An 11706-nucleotide genomic window follows, 5' to 3' on the forward strand; every position below is an offset into this window, starting at 1 on the left:
GCGTTGGGATATTAAGATTCGCGGTTAACAACCTGTTCTCGTGGGGCGAAAACACCCTCACTACGGTCGAACAGGTGAACCGCTGGCTGTGCCAACCAGCCGTTATCCCTATCACCGCCATCTGTGGCGAGACTCGGGAGTACCTTTTGTCGAATGTTCTCCGCACCGTTCACGTCCGCGTTCGCAACCGTATCGCACGTCTCACACACGTACAGACCGCGTTCAACTCGCTGGTTGTCATCTGTGTGGCCGCACGCCGAACACGCCTTCGACGTATCGCGTTCGGACACCAACTCCACGTCGATGCCTTCCGCTTCAGCCTTGTAGTGCAGAAGCGTCGTGAATCGGTCGAACGCCCACCCGTGCAAGTCGAGATTACCGTGGTCGCCCCAATTTCGGGGTTTGCCGTTCTTGTTGCCTTCTCGGATGCCGCCGAGGTCGCCCACGACAAGGGTTCCGACGCCTCGTTCGACGCACTCCTCTACGATTGCTTTCGAGAGTGCGTGCAAGAAGTGCGTCCGGCGACCCGTTCGCTTTCGGTCAAGACGGGTAGCCTCACGGGACGAAGAATCGTCGCACTTGGCTTTCTTCTTCGTGAAGTAGTATTCGTCTTCTTTGAGTGCGCCACCGGGATACAACACGGATTCTCCGCCGAACGAGACGGCGGCGAAGTTGCATATCCCGAGGTCTACACCAGCTACCTCATCGCCCGGTGGTTCCGGGTCGATGGTGGTGCGACAGATGAATTGAAGCCGCCACTCGTCGCGTTTGTAGACGGCTCGAACTTGTTGAATGTCCCAGTTGGTCAGGTCAACGTCCGGACGAGTCTGGTACTCGCAGAGGATGAAGTCTGAACGGTGTTCTTTGAGGTTACGGCCTTTCGAGAGGCGGACACGGGTGAACTGTCCGTCGTGCTTGAAACCAGCCGATTTGAACGACACGGTTGAACGTGGGTGAGAGTCTCCGTTTTTGCGGTAGCCGGGCGGTCGGGCACGGTTGTCGCCGTTCCGGCGCTTACCGAACCAGCCGTTGAACGCTTCAGCGAGTTCTTCGAGAACGCGCTGACTGGATTGAGAATGCAAGTCCGTGTAGCGTTTGTGGCCTTTGAGTTCGGCTTTGAGTTCCCCATCATCGGGAATCTCGCCCGTTTCGTCCCACTGTTCTTGTGCGTAGTAGCGACCGACGTTCCAGAGCTTTGAGGCAGCCCATCCGAGTTGGTCGAGGCCGTCACGAACCTGTTGCTGGTTCGTAATCGTAGCCTCGAAGGTTCGGATGGTTCGACCCATTTTCTGGCTTCATAACTGGTTATGCGTACCGTTTTGTTAATGATATCGGTTGGCGTGGCATATCTGGCTGTGCTATCGAACGTGGTCAGTGGAGGGTTTGTCGGCTGTATCCCCGCCCTGAAGCACGGGGTTTTAGCCTTGTAACTTTCATAACGAATACGTCGAAGAACGTGTTGGAATGAAGTTGACACCCAGCGGGCTCCAGTGTGCAGAATGAGTCCTCACGGCTTTTCGGTAAGCGGTTGAATACCACGATTAGCTCCCGAGAGTCATCGCCATGATGTGTTGCTCATTGCCACTCACCAGCGGTCACGGTGAAGCCAACATCCCGAAGTCGATCACCGAGTGGATCACCAATCCCCGAAGCGGGCGTCAGAATGCCACCGTCTAGCGGTGACACCGTCTCACCTCGCAGCAAGCAAATCCCAGCCTCTCCGAGCATCCGGGCGGTTGCGCCATACCCAGGATCCAGTTCGGCTCCGATCTCACTCATGACAGTGAACGGCCCGTCGGTCGTTGTCCCTCGGCCGATGACGCGAATCAAGAAGTGACCTGATTTGATCTCCGCTTCCGAGGGCCCTGTGCCCGGCTCAGGGAACACGAACCGACGCAATCCACGCCGAAGCAGCCGACTCTTCATCGCAGCGGTTCCGACACCCAAGCCGAGTGCGATCCCGCCGGCTGCTGCGGCACCGCCGATCCCAGAACTGGTTGGGATGACCTCTGTACACCGAAACTCTCGGCCCCACGGATACTCCAAGAGGGCATTGCTCCGTCGGATTACCCGTTCGTTGACGGCGGCCATCGGCGAGGGAGCCGTCCATATCGAGCGGATGGAATCTCGCTGTGGTCGTCGTTGTTCGCCTGTATCGACACCGCAGCGTTCGCCCGGTGGAGCCAACGAGTACGGATTCGATACTGTTTCTCGGGCAATCGGATCAGTTGCGGCGGCTTCGAATAATTCGGCCGCACTAGCTAAGGTGCCGCCACTCACCTCACCCTTTCCATCTTCGAGATAGATACGAACGAACTCACAAGAGTCTCCAAACTCCTCGATAGCGTACGATTGCAACAGTTTGACCCCGAGGTCGGATGGGATCGAATCGAACCCACAGCTGTGGACAATTTTCACGTCGGCAGCCATAGCATCGTCGTGATAGCGGTCGATCATCTCTCGAACCCAGTTAATCTCCCCGGTGAGATCACAGTAGTCGGTTCCAGCCTCAATGCAGGCTTCGACGAGTGGTGTTCCGTATGTTGTGTAGGGCCCGACTGTCGTACAGACGACCTTCGTTTGGCCGGCTATCCCGCGGAGGCTCGCCGGTTTGGTGGCATCACCGACGACAATGGGGACCCCCTCTCGATCAGACTCATTCGCAAGCCCTTCTGCGAGTCGGCGGAGCTTAGATTCATTTCGACCACCAAGAGCAACAGACAGTTCAGCAGCGGGATAGTGACTGGTGAGATGTTCGGCGACGAGTTGGCCAGCGAATCCGGTGGCTCCCCAGACCACGATATCGTAGTTGGTTGTTGTAGATGACACGGGTTTCTACTACCAATATGACGCAAAGAACCTCAACTGTTTGGGCGAGGCTCTGACCGAAGATAGTGGAACCATCTTATCGGGGTTCTATCAGGAACTGCTGTGTCAGATGTAGATGATGGATTCAGCAGTGCCTACCCGTCCGCTCCCTCCAGCGAACCAGTCGTCTAGTCGGTTTACACAATTACGGCTCTGTTGAAATCCTTCGGAGCTGATAGAAGCTACGTGCGAGATACAGAGGATGAATTCAGCAATTCGGTTTCTCTCTATCATCCGGTTCAGGTGGCTTCGATCGTGGTTATGCGGATGCATTACTCCGATCGCTGAGTCCATAGAGCAAAAATGCATGGTACGCAAGCCAGCCCGTCAATAGAAGCAGGAAGATCCGCTGGCCGAGGCCCATCCACCCGCTCGGGCCAGATCCTGTGCTCACGAGAAAGATGGCCAATCCACCGATGGTGAGGATGGCGATGCCTAGCGGGACGAACTTGTTTCGATAGTTCGGCCATCGAGCATCGTGGTTGAGTCCCCACGAGGTGATTGAGATTGCCGGTATTGCTGCGAGAAATGTCACGAGTGATGCGGTGTTGTGGTATTGGGTGGTCGCCGCTTCGAGGTTGTTCGGATCATACTGGAAGAATCCAGCCACGATGACGCCAGTTCCAAATACGACAAGGAGCGGAACACCAACCAGTAGTCGCCAGCCCCTATCACTCCACGCGAGGAGCCCAATTGCGAATATGATAATACTCGCACCGAAGATGTAGAAATTGAGTTGCTGGACACCAGCGTACGGAGCTCCAACCCCGGCTAACGCGCTAATAACGTTAGTCACCGCGTTGTACGAGGGCCACATGAGTCCCAACACGGTCGCAACCACCCACCAGATAACCATCCCGACAACACCAACGAGACCACCCCATTTACCGGCCGAGTTGCGTGTTATCATGCATCAATCTGATTTACTACCCATAAAAATACCCAGGTGATCTGTGCTGACTACGCGCTGTGTATGCAGCAATCTCGCTTCGATCTACTCAGTGTCTGTCAGTACGGGCGTGACCGATGCAGAGAGTCTATCGGTCACGGTGCTAGAGACAATACGGCAGTTGCTCAGTGTGTCTGCGTATCTACCGGTGTGATTGGTGAACCGACCCATCTCCACAACTATCCACCCGCTACGTGTAGGAATCTCCGTGTAGAATCATTCAATGAAACCCCCTACCTGAAAACTCAGCTTCATGTTTGGGCCACCCATTCGGTAATGTATGAGAAAAGCCCACATACTCGCAGTCGTACTGGTCGGTATCCTCGCCCTCTCGCTGTGCGCCGCGCCCGTCGCGGCACAGGAGGGCGGCGAAACCGGAGAGGAAGAAGGTGGCATCGAGGGAGCTATTGAGGGGTTTATTGAACAACAGGGCACCATCGGGGCGGTGATCGTGTTGCTCGGCGGTGCACTCCTGTTAGCGCTGTCTACAGAGAAGCTCATCAGCTACCTCGCACGTGCCTCACTCAACCTGAAGATGTCGCTGTTCGCACTGGCGATCATCTTCACCGGCTTCGAGTTCGACGACACGGTCCTCGCGCTGGTCCTGTCGGCCGGGGGTCTGGAGGAGGCGGCGCTCGGGTCGGCACTCGGCACAGGGCTGGCGATCATCGGTCTGACGCTCGCGCTCGCGGCGCTCGTCGAACCGTTCCCGGTTGACCTGCCTACAGACTACATCGTCGTCTTCGGCCTCGGACCGCTCATCCTCGTCCCCTTCGTACTGCTCGGAACACTGACGGCCATTCACGGGGTCATCCTGACGATCTTTTTCGTCTTCGCATTCGGGTACTTTATCATCCGAGAACGTCAGCGCGACGTACCGGTGTTCCGGAACACGGAACTCGGGCAGGAAGTCGAGGACTTGCGGGCCGATGGCGGCATGGCCCGTCCCGGTTCACTCGAAGAGATCCCCGAGGAACGGTTCCTCGGTGACCACGGGAACTCTGGGGTCGTATGGCTCGGCCTCTCGATTCTAGCACTCGTCGGTATCGTCTTCGCGGCCATGCTTCTTGAGGGCGGTTCCGGTGTCGTGATCGAAGGATTGGGCCTCTCCGGCACCGTCTTCGGGGCGACCATACTCACCCTGATCCTTACATTTGAGGACATCATGTTGACGCTGGAGCCGGTCCGCCGGGGTTTCCCGGAGATCGGTGTCGGCAACGTCATTGGGAGCGTTCTTTTCTCGGTGACTGGCAACATCGGCGTGATAATGTTCCTCAGTGAGGTAAGCATCTCTAATTCGGTCCTCATCTTCCATCTACCGTTCATGATTATCGTGACAGCGCTCGCCGCCTACTTCTTCTCCACGGGCAACGTCAAACGGTGGCACGGTGTCCTACTCGGCGGACTCTACGTCGCCTACTGGGTCATCGCGCTCATCGTGTTCAGCGGCGTCCCGGTCGGCGAATAGCGACCCGAATTCGGTCTTTCTGTGCGAGATATGCACGTTCCATCTTGCATACCAGGACGAATACCACTCTTCTCTGGTAGTTTCTTCATCGATCAGTTCGCAGGTCTACTGAACAGCTGGTTCGCTGACTTCAGCGTGAAAGAAATGGGGATGTCGTGCTGAACTCACCCTCTGAGTCGGTCACACCGTTACTGACAGACTGTGAATAGGTAGAAGAGCGAACAGAGCGACTCTCTCCGACTCCTCAGTTACCTAATCTCGGGAAGTGTATGCTACGAGTTCCACGTTATAGCCTGCGTTGAGGCAGTCAAACACTAACTGATTCGGACTTGAAGTAACTGTATGGTCTCCATCCCGCGACTCGCAGTTTCCCCTTTCAATTGCTTCACCCAACTCCCACGTGGCGGAGATCGTGACGTTGGTGCGGGGTACGTGATGGCACTGACGGCAGTCGGCGTCACAACTCTCTACTATCTCTTTGTCGGGGTTGGGATCCTACTGATTGGGGTGGGTTTTGGTGGTGAGTCGTTCTTCACCAACGCTGCAGTCGGGCTCCTGTCCGGTGCTCTCGGTCTTTCCGCCGTCGTCGCCCCACTGTTGTTTGTCACCGGTATCGTGGCCTGGCGAGTCGTCCCCCCGTCACAGCGCTATAGTGGTGCGATAGGTGGTCTGCTGGCGATGGCGTTGGCCTATCTCGTCGCCGGCGCATTGGTAGTTGGACTCGCCGCGGTCTCCGCCGTCGCCACCGGCAGTCCCCTCGTCGACTCCGTCATCGGCAGCAGTAGTATCATTGTTGTTGCGTTCCTCGCTTCGTCGTGGATTGCGTTGCCGGCCAGCATCCTCACTGGGACGCTATACGAACGCGCTCGCTCGGCTGCCAAGTGAACTCTGTTCGGAACCCCGAGTGTAACGGAGGGAATTTTTGTCGGTGACCCTCACTGCCCTGTATGGTCGTTCCATTGGAGATGGGGTGGCGGCACCTGTTGTTTGAGAACTGGCCGGTCGATCCGGAACTGATGGACGCCCATCTCCCGGCGTCACTCACCGCAGACTGCCACGACGGGAGCGCGTGGCTCTCGGTGATCCCGTTCACGAACGTTGCTGTCCGACCAAAAGGCGTCCCGCGACCGCTCGGCGTGCAGCTCCCAGAGATCAACGTCCGGACGTACGTCACCCACGACGGCGTGCCAAGCGTCTACTTCTTCAGCCTCGACGCACAGGGACTCACCAGCGTTACCGGCGCCCGGCTGTTCCATCACCTGCCGTATTACTACGCCCGAATCTCGCTTGAGATGAACGACGGCCGGGTCCGGTTCGAGAGCCGGCGCCACCATCCTGGTGCCCGCCCCGGCCGCTACGAGGGCACCTACTGGCCGACCGGCGAACCGTTCGACGCGCCCACCAACCCGCTGGCGGAGTTCCTCGTCGAGCGTTACCGATTCTACACCGAAGCGCCTGACGGGTCTCTCCGCTACACTGATGTCGATCACAACACATGGACGCTGTACCCGGCCGACGCAACCGTCGAAACCGATACACTATTGCGGGCCGATGGCTTCGCCCGCCCAGACACAGAACCGGTGTACTACTACAGTCCTGGGCTCGATGTCATCGCGTCTCCAAGCAAACGACTGCGAGCGGACACAGGATGACCGCTGAGACAGACGCCGATACGAGGAACAGAAATCAAGAGCCTTGTTTAGACGCGGTGGAGATCGTCCGCTACGGCCGATGTCTACACAGCGAGAGCTGGTCGAGAGGCGCTCAGGGACTGGTTCTGTTCGCCCTGCGTAGCCACTAACCGAGGCGTTCAGGAGCGTCTAAACAAGGCCGAAATCAAGCATGTAGCCAACGCAGTGCCACATACAAGACGCATATTTCAGCACACCGCACACCGAGAAGGGGATCACCTGATTCAGTCAGTACATCCTGTGTATCGAACGATTCAGTGTATCACTGCTCGCCAGAAAGTCCGTGACCGATACGCGCGTTGTATCTCGCACGACTATCGGGACATTTCGTTGAGCTGGTAGAATCTTCAACGCTCGATACGCAGTTCTCATCGACTGGGGGTTTCAGGCGATAACATATCTGAAGAATAGGATTTCAACAGAGCCACAATTACCGGTATATTGTAGTGAGACAGTCTCTAACAGTAGTTATACTCATGAACAGGACGGCTGTTGCCATCGGGGCCGCAGAAGTCCTCGGGGCGGTCGCCCTTGTCATTACGACGTTCACGGTTCCCGCTTTTGCCGATATGGCGCTCGCTTGGCGGATTCTCGCCGTGTTCATGGCCACCGAAGGTGGTAACAGGCTATCGAATGCCCTGAACGTCTGAATTACTGGTACGGAGAGTATTCCTCCATCGTTTACCGACAGTTCAGCGCTGACTAGCGCCCTGTATTCAGCACGGCTCTAAGAGCATATCACCGGTTGAAGATTGCAACAGACCAAGGCAGGGGTAATTAATAGCGATTAGAGAACCGGGCTCAAAGGAGGGCCGAAGCGATAGGGGGGCAAGCAACCGATGGGATCGAGCGGAGAGATCGATCCAACCGGGGCAAGAGTTTGGAGGGGGGCTACCAAGCAACCGGATACTGTGACAACCGCCTCCGGTCGGCGGCTATGTACTCCTTGAGGCGGAAGTATCAAGAAGGGTATTCCACTGTCTCAGTCTGAGAAACACCGCGACGTCTCTCACCACTGAGGCTTCTCTACTGAATGATTCCGACCAGCCGGTGAATCACCTCGGGGTCAAGCCCCATGATATTCGTCTCAACCGCCGATAAGACTCGTCGTGTCGGGAGTGTTAAGTTGCGTCCAAATGACTCCCCAGCGGATGGTCCCCGAGCTGGTGGTCGACGCCCGCGAAGTGTACTCGTTGCTCGACGACGAGTACGCCAGGCGGATCCTCATCGAGACATATGAGGAGACGCGCTCGGCGAGTGCGCTCTGTGACGCCTGTGACGCGTCAGAGGCGACGGTATATCGGCGGCTCGAACGGCTCCAACAGCAGGATCTCGTCGAGAGCGTCCAAGAGATCGACCCCGACGAGGGGCCTCACGAAGTGTACGCCGCACGGCTCGATCACGTCTCGATCGATCTGACCGCAGCGGGCTTCGAGGTCGACGTCGAGTACGTCGACGAAACGGCCGCCGACCGACTGACCAGACTGTACGAGGAACTCTCCGGATGATGCTGTTCCGTCTCACCGTGGCACGACTGGCCGAAGCCGAACAGTCGGCGCTTCCCTTACAAGTGGAGGTCGTCGGCGACAACGCCGCGTTAGCGGCCGTCACGATCGCCGCGTTCTTCCTCTCCGTCGTCCTCGCGGTGTTTGTCACGTACCGCTTCGCACGCGGGTACCTACGGACGCGTCGGCGTCCGCTGTTGTATCTCACAATCGGACTGCTGTTGTTAGCTCCGCTCCCGATGTTCCTTCGGTTGGCGTTCGGCAACGTGGACTCGGTGACGGGTACCGAACGGACGATTCTGGTGACGGCGAGCAAGTTCTGCGGGCTGCTCGTCATCCTCGGGGTGGTATACCGATGACGTTGCCCGTGATCGCGACGGCGGGCGGGATTGCGACCGCCTGTCTCGGAGCGTACGTCGGGTATCTCGCGTACGACGGTCACCGGCGCAACGAGAGCCAGACGATGCTGTTGCTGGCAGTTGGCGTCGTCTGCATCGCCGTGGTACCGTACGGGATCAGTTACGTCCTGACACCCCTGCTTTCGCTCTCGGACGCGGTGACCGTCCTCGGTGTCACGGTGGCCCACCTGGCGGGACTCGGAGCGTTGGCACGGTCGGTGACGTCGTAACGTCTGGGGCTTGGGGTACCAGTTTTCGTATTTATATTTTTGGGAGCGTTGCCCGCGCTGTAGCGCTCAGTATTTTATACGTGGGTCTCGCCACAAGGTAGAGTCGCAACATGAGCGAACCCGCTTGGTCCCCAAGTTCACCGATCGACGCGCTCGCACAGTTCGTCGGTGTGCCGTTTCAGCGGCAGACGTATCGCAACCTCGCGTACCTCCTGTTAGCGTTCCCGCTCGGGATCGCGTACTTCACGGTGATCACGACCGGGCTCTCGACCGGTCTCAGTCTCGTGGTGACGCTAATCGGCGTCCCGATCATCGTCGCGACGCTCGTGGTGACGCTCGGCATCGGCTCCTTCGAGGCCCACTTGGCCGAATGGCTCCTCGACGTGGAGGTCAATCGGTCGGCGCCGAACGTCGAGTTAGATTTCGGATCGGTCGACGAGGTCATCGAGACGACGAAACGCGTCGTCACGACCCCGGCGACGTGGACCGGGCTGCTACTCGTCGGGCTGAAGTTCGTGTTCGGCGTCGTCGCCTTCACGGCCGTCGTCACTGCGGGTGCGATATCGGTGACGCTACTGTCGCTCCCGATACTGTACGACGCGCCGGGCATGACCTACACGCTCGGACCGTACGTCGTCGATACGCTCGGCGAAGCGGTGGTCGGCGCGGGCTGTGGCGTCGTTCTCGTCATCGTGTCGCTCCACCTGCTCAACGGGCTGGCCCGGTTCGGCGGCTTCCTCACGAACGCGCTACTCGGGGGTTCGAAGACGTCGGTGACAGCTGGTGCCGATGCTTGACCGCAACACGGTAGACGCCGATACCTCTCGGCGGAGAGTGCTCGGCGTGGCCGGCGCCGCAATCGCGAGCACGCTCGCCGGCTGCGGGTCCCTCGTCCGGATCGAACGCGACGGAACGACCGACGAGCGGACGGTCGACCCGCCGACGGACGCGACGCTCGCGGTAGTCGATGCGACGGACGCGATCGCCTTCACGGCCGAACCGCGCGATGACGTCAAGATCATCGCCGAGAAGGAGGCGTTTGGTGGCGTTTCGCTCGACGAACTGACGGTCGACGTGGAAACGACTGCTGACCGCGTCGAGATCACTACTGACAAGCCGGACGTTATCGGTCTCGGCGGAGCAAGCGTGTCTTTGGAACTGTATGTGCCCGAGGAGATGGCTGTTGATCGGCTCCAGACCGCTGACGGGGCGGTGACGGCACAGGGAGTCCCGGACGGTGCCGCGCTCCGCACCCGAGACGGCGCGATTCAGATCACTGACGCTCGGGGCGACGTCACAGCAGAGACGAGCGACGGAGACATCTCCGTCGACGGGACGGACGGTACGCTCTCGGCGGCCACGCAGGACGGGTCGATACAGGTGCGGGACCCGGCGCGTGTCGGCGAGATCAGCACCCGAGACGGGAACGTTGCGACTGACGTCCCGGCTGTGGCCGATGACGCCGAGGTCGTGTCGTCGGACGGCAACTTGGTCCTGCGGATAGGAGAGACGCTCGATACGGTACTCACGGCAGCCACGGCCGACGGTGAAATACTCGTCAGCGACGTGGCCTCCGGGGTGCAGATCCGGAGTCAGACGGAGTCCCAACTGGAGGCGGTCGTCGGCGACGGTACCACGCCGCTACGGGCGCATACCAACGACGGAGACGTCTTGCTTCGGGCCTGACCAGCGCCGGAGCAGTTCTCCCCGACGACAAGACGGGAATTTATACACGATGACACACCAAACGTTCCGTTGATGGCTCTCTCGGACCCGGTATCGGACGTCTCGACCACCCTCCCCTCAGTTCGACAGGTGGTGTTAGTTCCGTTTCGACGCCGGACGTATGGGGTGATATTGTATCTCGCCCTCGCGTTCCCGCTCGGAATCGGGTACTTCGTTGGCACCGTTGTCGGGCTGTCACTCGGAATCAGCCTGTCAGTGCTCTTGATCGGCCTGCCGATTCTCGCAGCGACGTTAGGCGGTGTCGTGGTTGTCGCCGCCGCCGAACGTGTTGTAGCGCGGCGGTTGCTCGGCGCCGATATCCCTGCCCCGTCGTGGGGGCTTTCGGAAGCGTCTCGACTGCGTGACCAGGTACTGACGGTGCTGACGAATCCCGTTTTGTGGGGGTCGCTTATCTTCGTACTCTCGAAGCTGGCTATCGGTGTCGCCGCTTTCACGGTCATCGTGGTCGTCCTTTCCGTCGGACTGTCGCTGCTCGGAGCCCCGCTGTACTACGATATGCCCGGTACCTCAGTCGGAGTCTTCCTGCCTGAACCGATTCAGCGGGAACTCTCGCTCGTCGTCCCCTGGGAACAGTTCGAGGTCGGGATCTCGTTCATCGTTCGTCTCACGTCGTGGGAAGTTTCGACGCTTCCGGGAGCACTACTGCTGTCGGTACTCGGGGTATTCGTTCTGCTGCTCGGGATGAATATCATAACCGCAGGGGGGTGGATCTGCGCACGCTGGGCAGAGTTAACGCTCAGTCCCGGGAAAACGGTGAGATAACTCTCGGCGTGGGGGCGTTCACAGCGACCTTTCAGTTGGCAATAGTTTTGTGTACCGAGCGAACATATTGCCTAAATTGGTTTTTCTTC

Annotated in this window: 13 protein-coding genes; 10 read left to right on the forward strand and 3 right to left on the reverse strand. The window is 58.7% G+C overall.

All coding sequences use genetic code 11. The features are described 5' to 3' along the window. Positions 1–11: 11 nt before the first annotated feature. The 3 genes from DJ82_RS07340 to DJ82_RS07350 all read right to left on the reverse strand — a co-directional run bounded on the left by DJ82_RS07340 (position 12) and on the right by DJ82_RS07350 (position 3778). Positions 12–1286, reverse strand: coding sequence for an RNA-guided endonuclease TnpB family protein (locus DJ82_RS07340; protein WP_094581457.1), 1275 nt, complete (start codon positions 1284–1286; stop codon positions 12–14). Between the two features lie 289 nt (positions 1287–1575). Beyond that, positions 1576–2829 carry a trans-acting enoyl reductase family protein gene (locus tag DJ82_RS07345; protein ID WP_094581458.1) on the reverse strand — a complete coding sequence of 418 codons (1254 nt, stop codon included), beginning with the start codon at positions 2827–2829 and terminating at the stop codon, positions 1576–1578. Between the two features lie 298 nt (positions 2830–3127). Continuing rightward, on the reverse strand, positions 3128–3778 hold the full coding sequence (locus DJ82_RS07350; RefSeq protein ID WP_094527442.1) for a DUF998 domain-containing protein: 651 nt from the start codon (positions 3776–3778) through the stop codon (positions 3128–3130). 319 nt (positions 3779–4097) lie between these two features. Between DJ82_RS07350 and DJ82_RS07355 the strand changes: the two genes are divergently transcribed. The 10 genes from DJ82_RS07355 (at position 4098) to DJ82_RS07395 (ending at position 11617) form a co-directional block, all read left to right on the forward strand. Beyond that, the gene (locus tag DJ82_RS07355) at positions 4098–5285 is read left to right on the forward strand and encodes a sodium:calcium antiporter (RefSeq protein ID WP_094581459.1); all 1188 of its coding nucleotides are present in this window, start codon (positions 4098–4100) and stop codon (positions 5283–5285) included. Positions 5286–5720: 435 nt separating this feature from the next. After that, positions 5721–6170 carry a hypothetical protein gene (locus tag DJ82_RS07360; RefSeq protein ID WP_094581460.1) on the forward strand — a complete coding sequence of 150 codons (450 nt, stop codon included), beginning with the start codon at positions 5721–5723 and terminating at the stop codon, positions 6168–6170. A gap of 62 nt (positions 6171–6232) precedes the next feature. After that, entirely contained in the window at positions 6233–6937 is a 705-nt protein-coding gene (locus DJ82_RS07365) for a YqjF family protein (protein WP_094527439.1), read from the forward strand. Positions 6938–7452: 515 nt separating this feature from the next. Continuing rightward, positions 7453–7626, forward strand: coding sequence for a hypothetical protein (locus tag DJ82_RS14785; protein ID WP_158217290.1), 174 nt, complete (start codon positions 7453–7455; stop codon positions 7624–7626). A gap of 501 nt (positions 7627–8127) precedes the next feature. After that, positions 8128–8484 carry a helix-turn-helix domain-containing protein gene (locus tag DJ82_RS07370; protein WP_094524442.1) on the forward strand — a complete coding sequence of 119 codons (357 nt, stop codon included), beginning with the start codon at positions 8128–8130 and terminating at the stop codon, positions 8482–8484. Further along, positions 8481–8840: a hypothetical protein gene (locus DJ82_RS07375; protein ID WP_241881456.1), complete on the forward strand. Its 360-nt coding sequence runs from the start codon at positions 8481–8483 to the stop codon at positions 8838–8840. The genes DJ82_RS07370 and DJ82_RS07375 overlap by 4 nt, the downstream gene beginning before the upstream one ends. Next, entirely contained in the window at positions 8837–9109 is a 273-nt protein-coding gene (locus DJ82_RS07380) for a hypothetical protein (protein ID WP_094524443.1), read from the forward strand. The genes DJ82_RS07375 and DJ82_RS07380 overlap by 4 nt, the downstream gene beginning before the upstream one ends. 110 nt (positions 9110–9219) lie before the next feature. Continuing rightward, positions 9220–9906: a sensor domain-containing protein gene (locus DJ82_RS07385; protein WP_198948035.1), complete on the forward strand. Its 687-nt coding sequence runs from the start codon at positions 9220–9222 to the stop codon at positions 9904–9906. 46 nt (positions 9907–9952) lie between these two features. After that, entirely contained in the window at positions 9953–10795 is an 843-nt protein-coding gene (locus tag DJ82_RS07390; protein ID WP_241881457.1) for a DUF4097 family beta strand repeat-containing protein, read from the forward strand. Between the two features lie 72 nt (positions 10796–10867). After that, on the forward strand, positions 10868–11617 hold the full coding sequence (locus tag DJ82_RS07395; RefSeq protein WP_094581462.1) for a sensor domain-containing protein: 750 nt from the start codon (positions 10868–10870) through the stop codon (positions 11615–11617). The last annotated feature ends 89 nt before the right edge of the window (positions 11618–11706 follow it).

Origin of the sequence: Halorubrum sp. Ib24, from assembly GCF_002252745.1 — an archaeon.
In the GTDB taxonomy this organism is placed as follows: domain Archaea; phylum Halobacteriota; class Halobacteria; order Halobacteriales; family Haloferacaceae; genus Halorubrum.

What these genes read in the sequence shown, in the direction of transcription:
- DJ82_RS07340 (WP_094581457.1), bottom strand. Translation starts at nt 1,286, where the DNA reads ATGGGTCGAACCATCCGAACCTTCGAGGCTACGATTACGAACCAGCAA.
- DJ82_RS07350 (WP_094527442.1), bottom strand. Translation starts at nt 3,778, where the DNA reads ATGATAACACGCAACTCGGCCGGTAAATGGGGTGGTCTCGTTGGTGTT.
- DJ82_RS07355 (WP_094581459.1), top strand. Translation starts at nt 4,098, where the DNA reads ATGAGAAAAGCCCACATACTCGCAGTCGTACTGGTCGGTATCCTCGCC.
- DJ82_RS07360 (WP_094581460.1), top strand. Translation starts at nt 5,721, where the DNA reads ATGGCACTGACGGCAGTCGGCGTCACAACTCTCTACTATCTCTTTGTC.
- DJ82_RS07365 (WP_094527439.1), top strand. Translation starts at nt 6,233, where the DNA reads ATGGTCGTTCCATTGGAGATGGGGTGGCGGCACCTGTTGTTTGAGAAC.
- DJ82_RS14785 (WP_158217290.1), top strand. Translation starts at nt 7,453, where the DNA reads ATGAACAGGACGGCTGTTGCCATCGGGGCCGCAGAAGTCCTCGGGGCG.
- DJ82_RS07370 (WP_094524442.1), top strand. Translation starts at nt 8,128, where the DNA reads ATGGTCCCCGAGCTGGTGGTCGACGCCCGCGAAGTGTACTCGTTGCTC.
- DJ82_RS07375 (WP_241881456.1), top strand. Translation starts at nt 8,481, where the DNA reads ATGATGCTGTTCCGTCTCACCGTGGCACGACTGGCCGAAGCCGAACAG.
- DJ82_RS07380 (WP_094524443.1), top strand. Translation starts at nt 8,837, where the DNA reads ATGACGTTGCCCGTGATCGCGACGGCGGGCGGGATTGCGACCGCCTGT.
- DJ82_RS07385 (WP_198948035.1), top strand. Translation starts at nt 9,220, where the DNA reads ATGAGCGAACCCGCTTGGTCCCCAAGTTCACCGATCGACGCGCTCGCA.
- DJ82_RS07395 (WP_094581462.1), top strand. Translation starts at nt 10,868, where the DNA reads ATGGCTCTCTCGGACCCGGTATCGGACGTCTCGACCACCCTCCCCTCA.